Here is an 18,276-nt window from a genome sequence, read left to right on the forward strand (position 1 = left end):
CATCTATAAAGTAGCCCCCCGTCAGAGTCCTGCTTCCCGGGGTTCGCAGGCGCGGGGCTTTTTTGTATGATGTCCGACCCGCGCGCACAGGGCGCCGATTGAGGTTGAGCATGCAGGCCGTAGAAGTGAAGAGCTTCCTTGAAGGAAAGCTGCCCGGAACGCTGGTAGAAGTTGAGGGCGAAGGCTGCAACTTTCAGCTGAACGTGATTAGCGATGAACTGGCGGCGTTGAGCCCGGTGAAGCGTCAGCAGCAGATCTATGCCCATTTGAACCCATGGATCACCGATGGCAGCATCCATGCGGTCACTATGAAATTTTTCAGCAGCGCGGCCTGGGCCGAGCGCACCTGAGCCCAAGGGCGTCGAGATTCTTATGGATAAATTGATTATTACCGGTGGCGTTCGTCTTGATGGCGAAATCCGCATCTCCGGGGCAAAGAACTCTGCCTTGCCGATCCTGGCAGCAACGCTGCTGTGCGACGGCCCGGTTACCGTTGCCAACCTGCCGCACCTGCACGACATCACCACCATGATCGAGCTGTTCGGTCGCATGGGCATCGAGCCGGTGATCGACGAGAAACTCAGCGTCGAAATCGACCCGCGCACCATCAAGACCCTGATCGCTCCGTACGAACTGGTTAAAACCATGCGTGCGTCGATCCTGGTGCTGGGCCCGATGGTTGCCCGTTTCGGTGAAGCCGAAGTCGCACTGCCTGGCGGTTGCGCCATTGGTTCGCGTCCGGTCGACCTGCACATCCGTGGTCTTGAAGCCATGGGCGCGGTCATCGACGTCGAAGGCGGCTACATCAAGGCCAAGGCGCCTGAAGGCGGTTTGCGCGGCGCGCACTTCTTCTTCGACACCGTCAGCGTGACCGGTACCGAAAACATCATGATGGCAGCCGCTCTGGCCAAGGGCCGTAGCGTCCTGGCCAACGCCGCTCGTGAGCCTGAAGTCATCGACCTGGCGAACTTCCTGATCGCCATGGGCGCGAAGATCACTGGCGCCGGCACTGACACCATCACCATCGATGGCGTCGAGCGTCTGCACCCGGCCACTTACAAAGTCATGCCTGACCGTATCGAAACCGGCACCTACCTGGTGGCGGCGGCGGTAACGGGCGGCCGCGTGAAGGTCAAGGACACCGATCCGACCATTCTCGAAGCCGTTCTGGAAAAACTCCGTGAAGCCGGTGCCGAAATCACCTGCGGCGAAGACTGGATCGAGCTGAACATGCACGGCAAGCGGCCGAAAGCCGTCAACGTGCGGACCGCTCCGTACCCAGCGTTCCCGACCGACATGCAAGCGCAGTTCATCTCCCTCAACGCCATTGCCGAAGGCACGGGCGCAGTGATCGAGACGATCTTCGAAAACCGCTTCATGCACGTGTACGAACTGCACCGCATGGGCGCCAAGATCCAGGTCGAAGGCAACACCGCCATCGTCACCGGTACCGAAAAGCTCAAGGGCGCGCCAGTCATGGCCACCGACCTGCGTGCTTCGGCCAGCCTGGTGATCTCGGCGTTGATCGCCGAAGGCGACACCCTGATCGACCGCATCTACCACATCGACCGTGGTTACGAGTGCATCGAAGAGAAACTGCAGATGCTCGGCGCCAAGATCCGCCGCGTACCGGGCTAGTTTCTGCTGCATGGGCGCAAGGACGCGCCCGTTGAATTGTTCAAAGTCGAGCCTGTTTCAGGCTCGATGTGTGTCCGGCGCCATTTGCGACCGGGCATGAGTACCTTGATAAGGACTGACGTTTCCCATGTTGACCATCGCACTGTCCAAGGGCCGCATCCTTGACGACACCCTGCCGCTTCTGGCTGAAGCGGGCATCGTGCCGACCGAGAATCCGGACAAGAGCCGCAAGCTGATCATCCCCACGACCCAGGCCGATGTACGCCTGCTGATCGTGCGCGCCACCGATGTGCCGACTTACGTCGAGCATGGTGCCGCGGACCTGGGCGTCGCCGGTAAAGATGTGCTGATGGAATATGGCGGCCAGGGTCTGTACGAGCCTTTGGACCTGAGAATTGCCCTCTGCAAGCTGATGACCGCTGGCCGTGTCGGCGATGTCGAGCCCAAGGGCCGCTTGCGGGTGGCGACCAAGTTCGTCAACGTTGCCAAGCGCTACTACGCCGAGCAGGGCCGCCAGGTCGACATCATCAAGCTCTACGGCTCGATGGAACTGGCGCCGCTGATCGGTCTTGCGGACAAGATCATCGACGTGGTCGACACCGGCAACACCCTGCGCGCCAATGGCCTGGAACCCCAGGATTTCATTGCCGACATCAGCTCCCGGCTGATCGTCAACAAAGCTTCGATGAAAATGCAGCACGCCCGTATCCAGGCGTTGATCGACACCCTGCGCAAGGCAGTGGAGTCTCGACACCGCGGCTGATTCACCTGCGCGACGTTAAGTCGCGCCCGTCTATCCGCCTCATAGCCAGAATTCTCAGGTGCCCAAGCGGATCGATGGTAGCTTCGGGTACCTGAGTTTTCGCCATTCCTATGAGGCTCTCGCTATGACCGCACCGACTGCAATTCGCCGACTCAACGCTGCTGACCCGGATTTCGCGCATCATCTGGATCATCTGCTGAGCTGGGAAAGTGTGTCTGACGACTCGGTCAATCAGCGGGTGCTGGACATCATCAAGGCTGTGCGCGAGCGCGGCGATGCGGCGCTGGTCGAATTCACCCGACAGTTCGACGGGCTGGACGTTGCGTCCATGGCCGACCTGATCCTGCCGCGCGAACGCCTGGAACTGGCGCTCACGCGCATTACCGTGCCCCAGCGCGAAGCCCTGGAAGTCGCCGCGACCCGCGTGCGCAGCTACCACGAAAAACAGAAACAGGATTCCTGGAGCTACACCGAAGCCGACGGCACGGTGCTGGGCCAGAAGGTCACGCCGCTGGACCGCGCCGGACTGTATGTGCCGGGCGGCAAGGCGTCGTACCCGTCCTCGGTGCTGATGAACGCAATTCCGGCCAAGGTCGCGGGCGTGACCGAAGTGGTCATGGTCGTGCCGACCCCGCGTGGTGAAATCAACGAGCTGGTATTGGCCGCGGCATGCATCGCCGGGGTCGATCGCGTGTTCACCATCGGCGGCGCGCAAGCGGTCGCCGCGCTGGCCTACGGCACCGAAAGCGTGCCGAAGGTCGACAAGGTGGTCGGCCCGGGCAACATCTATGTCGCCACTGCCAAGCGCCACGTGTTTGGTCAGGTCGGCATCGACATGATTGCCGGCCCATCGGAAATCCTCGTGGTTTGCGACGGCAAGACCGATCCGGACTGGATCGCCATGGACCTGTTTTCCCAGGCCGAACATGACGAAGATGCCCAGGCGATTCTGGTCAGCCCGGACGCCGAGTTCCTCGACCAGGTCGCGGCCAGCATCGCCAAGCTGCTGCCGACCATGGAACGCGCCGAGATCATCCAGACCTCGATCAATGGTCGCGGCGCGCTGATCAAGGTCCGCGACATGGAGCAAGCCATCGAAGTGGCCAACCGTATCGCGCCGGAGCACTTGGAGTTGTCGGTGGCCGATCCGCAAGCCTGGCTGCCGCAGATCCGCCACGCCGGCGCGATCTTCATGGGCCGTCACACCTCCGAAGCCTTGGGCGACTACTGCGCAGGTCCGAACCACGTATTGCCGACGTCGGGCACCGCGCGGTTCTCCTCGCCGCTGGGTGTGTATGACTTCCAGAAACGCTCGTCGATCATCTTCTGCTCCGAGCAGGGTGCGTCCGAACTGGGCAAGACCGCTTCCGTGCTGGCCCGTGGCGAGTCGCTGACCGCCCACGCCCGCAGCGCCGAATACCGCATCGTTGACGATCAAGAGGGAAACTGAACATGAGTAAATTCTGGAGCCCGTTCGTCAAGGATCTGGTGCCTTACGTGCCGGGTGAGCAGCCGAAACTGGCGAAACTGGTGAAGCTCAACACCAACGAAAACCCGTACGGTCCGTCGCCCAAAGCGTTGGCGGCGATGCAAACCGAACTGAACGACAACCTGCGTCTGTACCCGGACCCGAACAGTGACGTGCTCAAGCAAGCCGTGGCCACGTACTACGGCGTGCCGGGCAATCAGGTGTTCCTCGGCAACGGTTCCGATGAAGTCCTGGCGCACATCTTCCACGGTCTGCTGCAACACGATAAGCCGCTGCTGTTCCCGGACATCAGCTACAGCTTCTATCCGGTGTACTGCGGTTTGTACGGCATCAAGTTCGACGCGGTGCCGCTGGACGAGCAGTTCCAGATCGACCCGGCGGATTACGCCAAGCCCAACGGCGGGATCATTTTCCCGAACCCGAACGCGCCGACCGGTTGCCTGTTGGCACTGGACGCGGTCGAACAAATCCTCAAGGCCAGCCCGGATTCGGTGGTGGTCGTGGATGAGGCGTACATCGACTTCGGCGGCGAAACGGCGATCACGCTGGTGGACCGTTATCCGAATCTGCTGGTCACTCAGACACTGTCCAAGTCGCGCTCGCTGGCCGGTTTGCGGGTAGGGCTGGCGGTGGGGCATCCGGACCTGATCGAGGCGCTGGAGCGGATCAAGAACAGCTTCAACTCCTACCCGCTGGATCGCTTGGCGATTGTCGGGGCGGCGGCGGCGTTCGAGGATCGCGAGTACTTCGACAAGACGTGCCGACTGGTGATCGAGCACCGTGACAAGGTGGTCGGGCAGTTGCAGGCGAAGGGTTTTGAAGTGTTGCCGTCGGCGGCGAACTTCATTTTCGCCCGGCACCCGCAGCACGATGCGGCTGGCCTGGCGGCGAAGTTGCGTGAGCAAGGGGTGATCGTTCGGCACTTCAAGCAGGAGCGGATTGCCCAGTTCCTGCGGATTTCCATCGGCACGCCAGAGCAGAATCAGGCCCTCATCGACGGCCTCGACCACCTCTAAACCGCATCAAACCTGTGGGAGCGAGCCTGCTCGCGATGAGGCCATAACATTCAACATCATCGTTGACTGTTAAACCGCAATCGCGAGCAGGCTCGCTCCCACAGTGGTTTTGTGTCGAGTGGTTACTCTTCTTCTTTCTCTTTGACCGGTGCCGGTGCCGGTGCCGGTGGCGGACGCAAGCCGATTTCTGCGGTGAGCTTGAGTTCTTTGCCGTTACGCATCACCTGAATCGTGACCTTGTCGGTCGGTTTGATCCGCGCGACCTGGTTCATCGAACGACGACCATCGCCGGCCGGTTCGCCGTCGATGCTGAGAATCACGTCACCCAACTGCAGCCCGGCCTTCTGCGCCGGACCGTCACGGAAAATCCCCGCAACCACAATGCCCGGACGCCCCGACAGACCAAACGACTCCGCCAGTTCCTGACTCAGCGGCTGCACTTCAATGCCCAGCCAGCCACGAATCACCTGGCCGTGCTCGATGATCGACTTCATCACTTCCATGGCCAGCTTGACCGGGATCGCGAAACCGATGCCCTGCGAACCGCCCGACTTGGAGAAAATCGCCGTGTTGATCCCGGTCAGATTGCCGTTGGCGTCGACCAGCGCACCGCCGGAGTTGCCGGGGTTGATCGCCGCGTCGGTCTGGATGAAGTCTTCGTAGTTGTTCAGGCCCAACTGATTGCGCCCGGTGGCACTGATGATGCCCATGGTCACGGTCTGGCCGACGCCGAACGGGTTGCCGATGGCCAGGGCCACGTCGCCGATGCGGATGTTGTCGGAGCGGCCGACGGTGATCGCCGGAAGATTCTTCAAGTCGATCTTAAGAACCGCGAGGTCGGTTTCCGGGTCGCTGCCGATCACGCGGGCCAGGGTCTCACGACCGTCCTTGAGCGCGACGACGATCTGGTCGGCGCCGCTGGTCACGTGGTTGTTGGTCAGCAGGTAGCCTTCCGGGCTCATGATCACGCCGGAGCCGAGGCTCGATTCCATGCGTTTCTGCTTGGGCGAGTTGTCGCCGAAGAAGCGCCGGAACTGCGGGTCTTCGAACAGCGGATGATTCGGCTTGTTGACCACTTTGGTGGTGTACAGGTTGACCACCGACGGCGCGGCCGTCGTCACCGCGTCGGCATAGGACACTGGGCCCTGTTGCATGGTGGTGGTTTGCGGCGCTTGCTGCATGTTGACGTCGAGGCTTGGGAGCCCGACCCACTGCGGGTAACGCTGGATGATCAACAGAGCGATAAGCACGCCGGCCAACAGCGGCCAGCCGGAAAAACGCAGCGCCTTGAGCATTAAGCACGTCCTGAAAGGTTGCAGGCGGTATGAGACCGCCCATAATGTCGCGCATTATACGAGGCCGCGCGCGCCTCTGAACGGGATATTTAGGAGTCTTTTATGGCCGTCGCCCTGAGCACCCTGGTCGAAGAAGCCGACCGTTACCTCAACAGTGCCAAGATTGCCGATTACTGCCCCAACGGCTTGCAGGTTGAAGGCCGGCCGCAGGTGATGCGCATCGTCAGTGGCGTCACCGCCAGCCAGGCCTTGCTCGACGCCGCCGTGGAAGCCAACGCCGATCTGGTGCTGGTGCATCACGGCTACTTCTGGAAAGGCGAGAACCCGTGCATCACCGGCATGAAGCAGCGTCGTCTGAAAACGTTGCTCAAGCACGATATCAGCCTGCTGTCCTACCACCTGCCGCTGGACCTGCACCCGGACGTCGGCAATAACGTGCAACTGGCGCGTCAGTTGGACATTACTGTCGAAGGTCCGCTTGACCCGGATAACCTCAAGGTTGTCGGCCTGGTCGGTTCATTGAACGAACCGGTGACGCCACGGGATTTTGCCCGCCGCGTGCAGGAAGTCATGGGCCGCGAGCCGTTGCTGATCGAAGGCAGCGAGATGATTCGCCGGGTCGGCTGGTGCACCGGTGGTGGCCAGGGTTACATCGATCAGGCGGTTTTGGCCGGCGTCGATCTGTACCTCAGTGGTGAAGCCTCGGAGCAAACCTTCCACAGCGCCCGGGAAAACGACATCAGCTTCATCGCCGCCGGCCACCACGCCACCGAGCGCTATGGCGTGCAGGCACTCGGGGATTACCTGGCACGGCGGTTTGCCCTCGAACATATCTTCATCGATTGCCCCAATCCCATCTGAATCACCCCCTATCCACTGTGGGAGCGAGCCTGCTCGCGATGGCTGCGTCACATTCGACATTGAGGTGACTGGCACACAGCTATCGCGAGCAGGCTCACTCCCACAGGACCCGGTACACCCGAACGGGCAGGTATATTCATATACCCTTTCGATCTAGCTCACGTCCTGATTAGAAGAGGTCGCTGTGCTAGGATTCCTCGCTCGAACACGGCCCGCTGGCCGTCCATAAGATCGTTTTCGTGAGTAGCCATGGTCGACAAACTGACGCATCTGAAACAGCTGGAGGCCGAAAGCATCCACATCATCCGCGAGGTCGCCGCCGAGTTCGATAACCCGGTGATGCTGTACTCCGTCGGTAAAGACTCCGCCGTGATGCTGCACCTTGCGCGCAAGGCATTCTTCCCGGGCAAGCTGCCGTTCCCGGTGATGCACGTCGACACCCGGTGGAAGTTCAAGGAAATGTACGCGTTCCGCGACCGCATGGTCGAAGAACTGGGTCTGGACCTGATTGTGCACGTCAACCCCGAGGGCGTTGCGCAGGGTATCAACCCGCTGACCCACGGCAGCGCCAAGCACACCGACATCATGAAGACCGAAGGCCTCAAGCAGGCCCTCGACAAGCATGGTTTCGACGCCGCTTTCGGCGGTGCCCGCCGCGACGAAGAGAAATCCCGTGCCAAAGAGCGCGTGTACTCCTTCCGCGACACCAAGCACCGCTGGGACCCGAAAAACCAGCGTCCGGAGTTGTGGAACGTCTACAACGGCAAGGTCAACAAGGGCGAATCCATTCGTGTGTTCCCGTTGTCGAACTGGACCGAGCTGGACATCTGGCAATACATCTACCTCGAAGGCATCCCGATCGTGCCGCTGTATTTCGCCGCCGAGCGCGACGTCATCGAGATGAATGGCACCTGGATCATGATCGACGACGAACGCCTGCTCAATCACCTGAGCGACGAAGACAAGGCGCGCATCGTCAAGAAGAAGGTCCGTTTCCGTACGCTCGGCGATTACCCGCTGACCGGTGCGGTCGAGTCCGAGGCCACCAGCCTGACCGACATCATTCAGGAAATGCTCCTGACGCGAACTTCCGAACGCCAGGGCCGGGTCATCGATCACGATGGCGCAGGCTCGATGGAAGAAAAGAAACGTCAGGGTTATTTCTAAGGGGTTGTCATGTCGCACGTATCTGATTTGATCAGCGAGGACATCCTCGCCTACCTGGGCCAGCACGAACGCAAGGAAATGCTGCGCTTCCTGACCTGTGGCAACGTCGACGACGGCAAGAGCACCCTGATCGGGCGCCTGCTGCACGACTCCAAAATGATCTACGAAGATCACCTGGAAGCCATTACCCGCGACTCGAAAAAAGTCGGCACCACCGGTGATGACATCGACCTGGCATTGCTGGTCGACGGCCTGCAGGCCGAGCGGGAGCAGGGCATCACCATTGATGTCGCCTACCGTTATTTCTCCACCGCCAAGCGCAAATTCATCATCGCCGACACCCCTGGCCATGAGCAGTACACCCGCAACATGGCCACCGGTGCCTCCACCTGTGACCTGGCGATCATCCTGGTCGACGCCCGTTACGGCGTGCAGACCCAGACCCGTCGCCACAGCTTCATCGCCTCGTTGCTCGGCATCAAGCACATCGTGGTCGCCATCAACAAGATGGACCTCAACGGCTTCGACGAAACCGTCTTCGAGTCGATCAAGGCCGATTACCTGAAGTTCGCCGAAGGCATCGCCTTCAAGCCGACCACCATGGCGTTCGTGCCGATGTCCGCTCTGAAGGGCGACAACGTGGTGAACAAGTCCGAGCGTTCGCCGTGGTATACCGGCCAGTCGCTGATGGAGATTCTCGAGACCGTCGAAATCGCCAGCGACCGCAACTACACCGACCTGCGTTTCCCGGTGCAGTACGTCAACCGTCCGAACCTGAACTTCCGTGGTTTCGCCGGCACCCTGGCCAGCGGCGTCGTGCACAAGGGCGACGAAGTCGTTGTGCTGCCGTCGGGCAAGAGCAGCCGCGTGAAATCCATCGTGACCTTCGAAGGTGAGCTGGAACACGCAGGTCCAGGTCAGGCGGTAACGCTGACCATGGAAGACGAAATCGACATCTCTCGCGGCGACTTGCTGGTGCACGCCGACAACCTGCCGCAAGTGACTGACGCCTTCGACGCCATGCTGGTGTGGATGGCTGAAGAGCCGATGCTGCCGGGCAAGAAATACGACATCAAGCGCGCCACGACTTACGTGCCGGGTTCGATCACCAGCATCGTCAACCGCGTTGACGTGAACACCCTGGAAGAAGGTGCGGCCAGTTCGTTGCACCTGAACGAGATCGGTCGCGTCAAGATCAGCCTCGACGCGGCCATCGCGCTGGACGGTTACGCAAGCAACCGCACCACCGGTTCGTTCATCGTCATTGACCGTTTGACCAATGGCACCGTTGCCGCCGGCATGATCATCGCTCAGCCGTTGAGCCATGGCACCAGCACACACCACGGCAAACTGGCTCACGTTGCCACCGAAGAACGCGCCCAGCGCTTCGGCCAGCAACCGGCCACCGTGTTGTTCAGCGGTTTGTCGGGCGCCGGTAAAAGTACCCTGGCCTACGCGGTCGAGCGCAAGCTGTTCGACCTGGGCCGTGCGGTATTCGTACTCGATGGCCAGAACCTGCGTCACGACCTGAACAAAGGTCTGCCACAGGATCGCGCCGGACGTACCGAGAACTGGCGTCGTGCGGCGCACGTTGCGCGTCAGTTCAACGAAGCCGGTTTGCTGACGCTGGCGGCCTTCGTGGCACCGAGTGCCGAAGGTCGTGAGCAGGCTCGAGAGCTGATCGGCAAGGAGCGTCTGCTGACGGTCTACGTCCAGGCCTCGCCGACGGTCTGCGCCGAGCGTGATCCACAAGGCCTGTACGCGGCGGCCGGGGATAACATCCCGGGCGACTCCTTCCCGTACGACGTGCCGCTGGACGCCGACCTCGTGGTCGACACCCAGTCGCTGTCGCTGGAAGAAAGCGTCAAGCAAGTGCTGGATCTGCTGCGCAAGCGTGGCGCGATCTAAGCGTTAGCCGCAAACAAAAAACCCGCCGATGAGTGATCATCGGCGGGTTTTTTATTGAGACCTACACGGTTAATTGTGGGAGCTAGCCTGCTAGCGATTACGGTGAATCAGTCAACAGATCCGCTGGAGGTGGATCCGCTATCGCTAGCAGGCTAGCTCCCACAGGGGATCAATGTTTGCCTGGGTATTCGCGATGCATCTGCGCCAGCAACGCATCCTTGTCTTCCCACAGCTGATTGATCCAGCCCTGAAACTGCAAGCGATACTCGCCATCCTGGTCGTAATTCTTGCCAATGAACTGCGGCGGAATCTTCAACTCCTGAAAATGCACCACCACATCTTTAACGTTCCCGCAGAGCAAATCCCAATACCCCGGACGCCCGCCCGGGTAGTGAATGGTCACGTTGACGATCGATTCCAGCTGCTCGCCCATCGCATCCAGCACAAACGCAATGCCGCCGGCCTTGGGTTTCAACAAGTAGCGGAACGGTGATTTCTGCTGCGCATGTTTGCCCTCGGTGAAGCGCGTGCCTTCGACGAAGTTGAAAATCCCCACCGGGTTATTGCGGAACTTGTCGCAGGTCTTGCGGGTGGTTTCCAGGTCTTTGCCTTTCTTCTCCGGGTGCTTTTCCAGGTACGCCTTGGAGTAGCGTTTCATGAACGGAAAGCCCAGGGTCCACCAGGCCAGACCAATCACCGGGACCCAGATCAGCTCTTGCTTGAGAAAGAACTTCAGCGGCTGGATACGCCGGTTGAGCACGTATTGCAGCACCATGATGTCGACCCAGCTCTGATGGTTGCTGGTGATCAGGTACGAGTGCTGATAGTCCAGCCCTTCAAGGCCGCTGAGGTGCCAGCGGGTGCGGCAGACCAGGTTCATCCAGGCCTTGTTGTTGCTGATCCAGGCTTCATGGGTATGGCTCATCAGCCAGCGCGTGAAACGCTGGGTGAAGGCGAAGGGCAACACTTTGAAGATCGCCACGCAGAACAGAAACGAGCACAGCAAAATCGTGTTCAGTGCCAACAGCAACGAGGCAATCACGCCTCGCAGCGGTGCAGGGAGGGAAGCCAGCATTTAAAGATCCAAAGGTCGGTTGGCAGCTTGAATCGCGGTCAACGCGATGGTGTAGACGATGTCGTCGACTTGCGCGCCGCGCGGCAAATCGTTCACCGGTTTGCGCAGGCCTTGCAGCATCGGCCCGAGGCTGACGCAGTCGGCGCTGCGCTGCACGGCTTTGTGGGTGGTGTTGCCGGTGTTCAGGTCGGGGAACACGAACACCGTGGCGCGACCGGCCACCTGGCTGTTCGGCGCCAGTTGCCGCGCCACGGTTTCGTTGGCGGCGGCGTCGTATTGCAACGGGCCGTCGATCAGCAGCGAGTGCTGTTGTTCGTGGGCGAGCAGCGTCGCTTCGCGCACCTTCTCGACTTCTTCGCCGCTGGCCGATTCACCGCTGGAGTAGCTGATCATCGCCACGCGCGGGGTGATGCCGAACGCTGCTGCCGAATCGGCGCTTTGCAGGGCAATTTCGGCCAGTTCGCTGGCGCTCGGGTGCGGGTTCATTACGCAGTCGCCGTAGACCAGCACTTCCTCCGGGAAGAGCATGAAGAATACCGACGACACCAGCGTGCAGCCCGGCGCCGTTTTAATCAGCTGCAAGGCCGGGCGGATGGTGTTGGCGGTGGAGTGAATGACGCCGGACACGAGGCCGTCGACTTCATCCAGCGCCAGCATCATGGTGCCGATCACCACGGTGTCTTCCAGTTGCTGCTCGGCCATCGGCGCGTTGAGGCTTTTGCTCTTGCGCAGTGCAACCATCGGTTCGACATAACGTTCGCGGATCAGGTCCGGATCAAGAATTTCCAGTCCTGGCGGCAGCTCGATATCGTGGGCACGAGCAACGGCTTCGACGTCTTCCGGTTTCGCCAGCAACACGCAGCGGGCAATGCCGCGCGCCTGACAGATCGCCGCCGCTTGCACGGTCAGCGGCTCGCTGCCTTCGGGCAGGACGATGCGCTTGTTGGCGGCCTGGGCGCGCTGGATCAATTGATAGCGGAACACTGCCGGCGACAGGCGCATTTCCCGTGGCGTGCCACAGCGCTGGTGCAGCCAGTTGGCGTCGAGGTGGCTGGCGACGAAATCGGTGATGATCTCCGCGCGCTCACGGTCGTCGATCGGGATTTCCTTGTTCAGGCCGTTCAACTGGTTGGCGGTTTCGTAGGAACCGGTGCTCACCGACAACACCGGCAAGCCCGCCTGCAACGCGCCACGGCACAGGTCCATGATGCGCGGGTCGGGCAGGGTGTCGCTGGTCAGCAACAGGCCGGCCAGCGGTACGCCGTTCATGGCCGCGAGGCTGACGGCGAGGATGATGTCATCGCGATCGCCGGGGGTCACCACCAGCACGCCGGGCTTGAGCAGCTCCACGGTGTTACGCATGGTGCGGGCGCAGATGATGATTTTGGTCATGCGCCGGGTTTCGTAATCACCGGCATTGAGGATTTGCGCGCCCATCAGGTCGGCCACGTCGCGGGTGCGCGGCGCGTTCAGTTCCGGCTGGAACGGGATGCAACCCAACAGGCGGAAATCGCCGCTGCGCAGTAACGGCGAATGCTCTTTCAGGCGTGCGGCGAAGGCGTCCATGCTTTCGTCGGTCTTGACCTTGTTGAGAATCACGCCGAGCACTTTCGGGTCTTTCGGCCCGCCGAACAATTGCGCCTGCAATTCCACGCGGCCCGAGAGTTCGGTCAGCACTTCGTTTTCCGGTGCCGACACCAGAATCACATCGGCGTCGAGGCTCTTGGCCAAATGCAGATTGACCCGTGCGGCGTAACTGGCGCTGCGGGTCGGGACCATGCCCTCGACAATCAGCACGTCCTTGCCGATGGCGGCTTGCTGATAAAGGGTAATGATTTCTTCAAGCAGCTCATCCAGCTGACCGTCACCGAGCATGCGCTCGACATGCGCCAGGCCCAGCGGCTGGGGCGGTTTCAGACCGTGGGTGCGCGCCACCAGCTCGGTGGAGCGCTCAGGCCCGGTATCACCCGGATGGGGTTGGGCAATCGGTTTGAAAAAACCGACTTTGAGGCCGGCCCGCTCAAGGGTACGTACCAGCCCGAGGCTGATGGAGGTCAGACCCACACCAAAATCGGTGGGCGCGATAAAAAAAGTTTGCATGCGAATTCTCTGGAGGTGCATGGCAGTGGTGAACGCCTATGACTGGCCTTCTACCGAAATTCAGTCGCCAAGGTTATCGCTAACCGAGCCTTGTGCGCACCAACCGCAATCAAAGGGCTGACCTATTTTTTCATTGCGCAGCAACGGCTCCAACACCCAGGCCCGGGATTGCCAGGGCGGCTGGTGGCGCAGGTGCTGTGTGTGGCCGCAGGAAAGCTCGGCCACCCAGTGGCCGTCCTCGTCTTGATGGAAGCCTGTGATCGTCGCACCCCGTCTGTCCGGGTTGTGTTCGCTTTCGGACGATTGCTTCGCTAAACTTGGACATTCTTCATTCTTATGCAAAAGGTCTCGCCCCATGCTGATCGCCGCCAATAAGGCTGTCTCCATCGACTATACCCTGACCAACGACGCTGGTGAGGTCATCGACAGCTCCGCCGGCGGCGCGCCGCTGGTCTACCTGCAAGGCGCAGGGAACATCATTCCGGGCCTGGAAAAGGCGCTGGAAGGCAAAGCAGTCGGCGACGAGCTGACCGTAGCCGTTGAACCTGAAGATGCCTACGGCGAATACGCTGCCGAACTGGTCAGCACCCTGAGCCGCAGCATGTTCGAAGGCGTCGACGAACTGGAAGTGGGCATGCAGTTCCACGCTTCCGCGCCGGACGGCCAGATGCAGATCGTCACCATTCGCGATCTGGACGGCGACGACGTCACCGTCGACGGTAACCACCCGTTGGCCGGTCAGCGCCTGAATTTCCAGGTCAAGATCATCGACATCCGTGATGCCAGCCAGGAAGAAATCGCTCATGGTCACGTCCATGGCGAAGGTGGCCATCACCACTGATTTTCTGCGCTAAGCTTCGAGAACTGGAGAGGCGCCCGAGGGGCGCCTTTTTTAGTCCGCGGCTGTCCTCGGCGGCGCCGCCAAGAGGCTGTTTCGAGAAGAACACGGGAATTTGGAGTTCGTCATGAGTGCTTTTCACGACCTTACATTGACAGCCCTGGATGGTCAGGAGCTACCGCTGGCTCCTTTTAAAGGGCAAGTCGTGCTGGTGGTCAACGTGGCCTCCAAATGTGGTTTGACCCCACAGTACGCAGCGCTGGAGAACCTTCACCAGAAATTCAAGGGTCAGGGTTTCAGCGTGCTGGGCCTGCCGTGCAACCAGTTTGCCGGTCAGGAACCGGGCACCGAGCAAGAGATCCAGGCGTTTTGCGAGCTCAACTATGGTGTGACCTTTCCGTTGTCCAGCAAGCTGGAAGTCAACGGTCATGATCGTCATCAGTTGTACCGTCTGCTGGCGGGCGAGGGCGCCGAGTTCCCGGGTGACATTACCTGGAACTTCGAAAAATTCCTGCTGGGCAAGGACGGGCGTGTACTGGCGCGGTTCTCGCCGCGCACGGCGCCGGATGATCCGACGGTCGTTCATGCGATCGAAAAAGCGCTGAGCTGACATCCCCCTGTAGGAGCGAGGCTTGCCTGCGAAGGCGTCAGATCAGTCAGTAATGATGTCAACTGACTGAAAGCCTTCGCGGGCAAGCCTCGCTCCTACGATGCTTTCTGTCTTTTGATCCTTAATCACCAAAATCAATAGTGCTGTTCAAGGCGCTCCCGTCTCCATATTATCCCTGTCATAAAGTCATTCCCCGTGGAGCGCCCTCATGCCTGTCAAAGCCCTGTTCAAACCGTTCCACCTCGGCACCCTCGAATTGCCGACTCGCGTCGTCATGGCGCCGATGACTCGCTCGTTTTCGCCGGGTGGCGTACCCAATTCCAAAGTCATCGAGTACTACCGTCGCCGCGCGGCTGCGGGCGTTGGCCTGATCATCACCGAAGGCACCACCGTCGGTCACCAGGCTTCCAACGGCTACCCGAACGTCCCGCATTTCTACGGTGAAGCGGCATTGGCCGGCTGGAAGAAAGTGGTCGACGCGGTCCACGCCGAAGGCGGCAAGATCGTTCCGCAGCTGTGGCACGTCGGCAGCGTGCGCCGCATCGGCACCGAGCCGGATGCCAGCGTGCCGGGTTACGGTCCGTCGGAAAAATTGAAGGACGGTCAGGTTGTGGTTCACGGCATGACCCAACAGGACATCCAGGACGTCATCGCCGCATTCGCCCAGGCGGCCAAAGACGCCCAGAGCATCGGCATGGACGGCGTGGAAATCCACGGTGCCCACGGTTACCTCGTCGACCAGTTCTTCTGGGAAGGCAGCAACCAGCGCACCGACGAATACGGTGGCGACCTGGCCAACCGTTCGCGTTTCGCCATCGAGTTGATTCAAGCGGTGCGTGCGGCCGTCGGCGAAGGCTTCCCGATCATCTTCCGGTTCTCCCAGTGGAAGCAGCAGGACTACACTGCGCGCCTGGTGCAAACCCCGGAGGCATTGGGTGAGTTCCTCAAGCCGTTGTCCGACGCTGGCGTGGACATTTTCCACTGCTCGACGCGCCGTTTCTGGGAGCCGGAGTTCGACGGTTCCGAGCTGAACCTGGCAGGCTGGACGCGCAAACTGACTGGCAAGCCAACCATTACCGTAGGCAGTGTCGGTCTGGATGGCGAGTTCCTGCAATTCATGGTCAACACCGACAAGATCGCCCAGCCGGCCAGCCTGGAAAAACTGCTGGAGCGGTTGAACAACGATGAGTTCGACCTGGTTGCCGTGGGGCGTGCGTTGTTGGTTGACCCGGACTGGGCGCAGAAAGTGCGTGACGGTCGTGAGGAAGACATTTTGCCGTTCAGCCGTGAGGCGTTGATGACGCTGGTTTAAGCGACGTCAGGTCTGGCCCCTTCGCGAGTAAGCCCGCTCCCACATTTAACCGCATTCTTCAGGTAGAACTCGGTCAAATGTGGTAGCGGGCTTGCCAGCGAAGGCTGACTCAATAACACCAAAGTTTCAGGGTACAGTCGGTGCGTTCGGCATCACCGGCTCCCCAACGCAAGCCCCGCGCAACTGCCCCTCGAACTGCTCGATAATCGCCGCCCAACCCTGCCGACTCGCATGTTGGCGCGCATTGAGCCGCACGCACCGCAAGGTTTCGTCCTGTTCCAGCAACCACACAGCGGCATCGCAGAACGCCGCTTCATCCCCCGGCATCGCCAGCACGCCGTTGTAACCATGGCGAATATGCTGAGCGGCGGCCGCTTGATCGTACGCCACCACGCCCAGCCCCGACGCCAGCGCCTCCAGCACTACATTGCCGAAGGTTTCGGTCAGGCTCGGGAACACAAACATATCTCCCGACGCATAGTGGCTGGCCAAGGCTTCGCCGCGTTGTGAACCGCAGAAAATCGCCTCGGGCAGTTCCTTCTCCAGGAACAGTCGTTGCGGACCGTCGCCGACCACAATCAACTTGATGGTTCGCTGTGGATAAGTCGCTTTCAGCGTGTCGAAACAGCGCTTGAGCAAGCCTAGATTTTTCTCCTGAGCGAGGCGTCCTACGTGAATCACGGCGATGTCATCGTCCGCCAGGCCCCACTGTTCGCGCAGCGCTTTCAAGCGTTTGCTCGGGTGAAACAACTGGCTGTCGACCCCTCGGGACAGTAACGCCAGGCGTTCAAAATGCCGGCGTTCCAGCTCCAGGCGCTGGCTGACACTCGGCACCAGGGTCAGGGTCGAACGATTGTGAAACCAGCGCAGGTAGTGGGTCAGCAAACGTGCGAGCAACCCGAGCCCGTACTGGCTGGAGTACTGCTGGAAATTGGTGTGAAAGCCGCTGACCACCGAGATGCCCAAGCGCCGAGCCGCGCGTAATGCCGACAAGCCCAAAGGGCCTTCGGTGGCGATGTACAGCACGTCCGGGCGATGGCGTTTCCAGCGCCGCAGCAGCTTGTGCATCGACGACTGACCCCATTGCAAACCGGGATAACCCGGCAGCGGCCAGCCCCGGCACAGCAGCAGTTCATCGTCGCTGCCCATCTGCTGGTCGCAACCCTGACGAGGCCGCACCAGCTCCACTTGATGCCCGCGCGCGCGCAATCCATCGCACAAGCGGCCGAGGGTATTGGCCACGCCGTTGATTTCGGGAGGGAAGGTTTCGGTGATCAGGGTGATATGCAGAGCTGTCGTCATGACCCCAGTGTCGACTGGGGCCATGTCGTCGTTGTGACGATAGGATGATGGATTTGTGACCGGATCAGCGTTGCGCCACCACCAGGCTTTCGGCACCGCGCTCACGCACCCAGAACAAGGTCGCCCCGGCCACGGCGGCCGGCATCATCAGGATGTTGACCACGGGAATCAGCAGCACCAGATAGACACTTCCGCCGAAGCTCATGCTCTGCCAGCGCTTCTCGCGCAGCCAGGCGAGCATCTCGTTCCAGCCGAGTTTGTGGTTATCTGCCGGGTAGTCGATGTACTGGATCGCCATCATCCACACCCCGAACAGCAGCCACAGCGGCGCGGCAATGATATTCACCACTGGAATGAACGAGAGGATCAGCAGCCCAAGCGCTCGCGGCAGGAAGTAACCGAGTTTGCGCATCTCCCGGGCGAACGTGCGCGGGATCATGGCGATCAGCTCGCCCCAGCTGAAGGACGGGAAGTCGTCGGTGCCACGCACCACCACTTCGACTTTCTCCGCGAGGAAGCCGTTGAACGGCGCGGCAATGACGTTGGCGAGCATGGTGAAGGTGAAAAACACCATCAACACCACCAAGACGACAAAAATTGGCCAGAGGACGTAACTGAGAAAACTCAACCAATCGGGCAGGGACGGCATCAGCGTATCGACCCACAGGCTGAATTGATGGCTGGCCAGGTAGATCAATCCGACGAACAGCACCAGGTTGATCGCCAGGGGCAGCAACACGAACAAACGCAGGCCTGGGCTCAGGACCAGCTTGAGGCCTTCGCGCAGGTATTGCGGGCCGGACAGAACGGGGGCGGGCATAACGTGCTCCGAACAAAGGGAAATCGCGCCGACCTTACCGGCTTTGCCAGAGGGGCGATAGCGCGGTTTGGGTATCGACATT

The 18,276-nt window shown here is 60.7% G+C and carries 17 protein-coding genes; 11 read left to right on the forward strand and 6 right to left on the reverse strand.

Annotated elements, in window-relative coordinates:
• Positions 1–110 precede the first annotated feature (110 nt).
• The 5 genes from ACA057_RS04445 (at position 111) to hisC (ending at position 4,906) form a co-directional block, all read left to right on the forward strand.
• Positions 111–350, forward strand: a complete 240-nt coding sequence (locus tag ACA057_RS04445; RefSeq protein WP_007912386.1) for a BolA family protein — start codon at positions 111–113, stop codon at positions 348–350.
• Between the two features lie 22 nt (positions 351–372).
• Positions 373–1,638, forward strand: coding sequence for a UDP-N-acetylglucosamine 1-carboxyvinyltransferase (murA, locus tag ACA057_RS04450; protein WP_059403262.1), 1,266 nt, complete (start codon positions 373–375; stop codon positions 1,636–1,638).
• A 127-nt stretch (positions 1,639–1,765) separates the two neighbouring features.
• Positions 1,766–2,401 carry an ATP phosphoribosyltransferase gene (hisG, locus tag ACA057_RS04455; RefSeq protein WP_007901570.1) on the forward strand — a complete coding sequence of 212 codons (636 nt, stop codon included), beginning with the start codon at positions 1,766–1,768 and terminating at the stop codon, positions 2,399–2,401.
• A gap of 124 nt (positions 2,402–2,525) precedes the next feature.
• Complete coding sequence (hisD, locus tag ACA057_RS04460; RefSeq protein WP_059403263.1) at positions 2,526–3,851, forward strand: histidinol dehydrogenase; 1,326 nt, start codon at positions 2,526–2,528, stop codon at positions 3,849–3,851.
• Positions 3,852–3,853: 2 nt separating this feature from the next.
• The gene (gene hisC, locus ACA057_RS04465; RefSeq protein ID WP_497346232.1) at positions 3,854–4,906 is read left to right on the forward strand and encodes a histidinol-phosphate transaminase; all 1,053 of its coding nucleotides are present in this window, start codon (positions 3,854–3,856) and stop codon (positions 4,904–4,906) included.
• Positions 4,907–5,028: 122 nt separating this feature from the next.
• Here the strand turns inward: hisC and algW are convergent, their stop codons facing one another.
• Positions 5,029–6,201, reverse strand: a complete 1,173-nt coding sequence (gene algW, locus ACA057_RS04470; RefSeq protein ID WP_497346234.1) for a Do family serine endopeptidase AlgW — start codon at positions 6,199–6,201, stop codon at positions 5,029–5,031.
• Positions 6,202–6,303: 102 nt separating this feature from the next.
• On the opposite strand from algW, the gene ACA057_RS04475 reads away from it, so the two are divergent.
• From ACA057_RS04475 to cysN, 3 genes are all read left to right on the forward strand, one after another.
• Entirely contained in the window at positions 6,304–7,062 is a 759-nt protein-coding gene (locus ACA057_RS04475) for a Nif3-like dinuclear metal center hexameric protein (protein WP_059403266.1), read from the forward strand.
• Positions 7,063–7,311: 249 nt separating this feature from the next.
• Positions 7,312–8,229 (forward strand): sulfate adenylyltransferase subunit CysD, encoded by a 918-nt coding sequence (cysD, locus tag ACA057_RS04480; protein WP_059403267.1) that lies wholly within the window; start codon positions 7,312–7,314, stop codon positions 8,227–8,229.
• A gap of 9 nt (positions 8,230–8,238) precedes the next feature.
• The gene (gene cysN, locus ACA057_RS04485; RefSeq protein ID WP_497346236.1) at positions 8,239–10,137 is read left to right on the forward strand and encodes a sulfate adenylyltransferase subunit CysN; all 1,899 of its coding nucleotides are present in this window, start codon (positions 8,239–8,241) and stop codon (positions 10,135–10,137) included.
• A 169-nt stretch (positions 10,138–10,306) separates the two neighbouring features.
• On the opposite strand, the gene yihG is transcribed toward cysN, so the two are convergent.
• The 3 genes from yihG to ACA057_RS04500 are packed head-to-tail and all read right to left on the reverse strand — an operon-like array spanning position 10,307 to position 13,699.
• Positions 10,307–11,212: a 1-acylglycerol-3-phosphate O-acyltransferase, YihG family gene (gene yihG, locus ACA057_RS04490; RefSeq protein WP_497346237.1), complete on the reverse strand. Its 906-nt coding sequence runs from the start codon at positions 11,210–11,212 to the stop codon at positions 10,307–10,309.
• Entirely contained in the window at positions 11,213–13,312 is a 2,100-nt protein-coding gene (gene pta / locus ACA057_RS04495; protein ID WP_497346239.1) for a phosphate acetyltransferase, read from the reverse strand. It abuts the gene before it with no gap.
• 60 nt (positions 13,313–13,372) lie between these two features.
• Positions 13,373–13,699, reverse strand: coding sequence for a DUF3565 domain-containing protein (locus tag ACA057_RS04500; protein ID WP_497346241.1), 327 nt, complete (start codon positions 13,697–13,699; stop codon positions 13,373–13,375).
• Here ACA057_RS04500 and ACA057_RS04505 point away from each other — a divergent pair.
• The 3 genes from ACA057_RS04505 to ACA057_RS04515 all read left to right on the forward strand — a co-directional run bounded on the left by ACA057_RS04505 (position 13,668) and on the right by ACA057_RS04515 (position 16,072).
• Complete coding sequence (locus tag ACA057_RS04505; protein ID WP_007901600.1) at positions 13,668–14,153, forward strand: FKBP-type peptidyl-prolyl cis-trans isomerase; 486 nt, start codon at positions 13,668–13,670, stop codon at positions 14,151–14,153. The genes ACA057_RS04500 and ACA057_RS04505 overlap by 32 nt on opposite strands.
• A gap of 124 nt (positions 14,154–14,277) precedes the next feature.
• Positions 14,278–14,760 (forward strand): glutathione peroxidase, encoded by a 483-nt coding sequence (locus tag ACA057_RS04510; RefSeq protein WP_497346243.1) that lies wholly within the window; start codon positions 14,278–14,280, stop codon positions 14,758–14,760.
• Positions 14,761–14,968: 208 nt separating this feature from the next.
• Positions 14,969–16,072 carry an NADH:flavin oxidoreductase gene (locus tag ACA057_RS04515; protein ID WP_497346245.1) on the forward strand — a complete coding sequence of 368 codons (1,104 nt, stop codon included), beginning with the start codon at positions 14,969–14,971 and terminating at the stop codon, positions 16,070–16,072.
• Between the two features lie 126 nt (positions 16,073–16,198).
• On the opposite strand, the gene ACA057_RS04520 is transcribed toward ACA057_RS04515, so the two are convergent.
• Both ACA057_RS04520 and cysZ read right to left on the reverse strand, forming a co-directional pair.
• The gene (locus ACA057_RS04520; RefSeq protein WP_497346247.1) at positions 16,199–17,398 is read right to left on the reverse strand and encodes a glycosyltransferase family 4 protein; all 1,200 of its coding nucleotides are present in this window, start codon (positions 17,396–17,398) and stop codon (positions 16,199–16,201) included.
• A 40-nt stretch (positions 17,399–17,438) separates the two neighbouring features.
• Positions 17,439–18,194, reverse strand: a complete 756-nt coding sequence (gene cysZ, locus ACA057_RS04525; RefSeq protein WP_497346249.1) for a sulfate transporter CysZ — start codon at positions 18,192–18,194, stop codon at positions 17,439–17,441.
• Positions 18,195–18,276 lie beyond the last annotated feature (82 nt).

The organism is Pseudomonas sp. LBUM1661, from assembly GCF_059695925.1.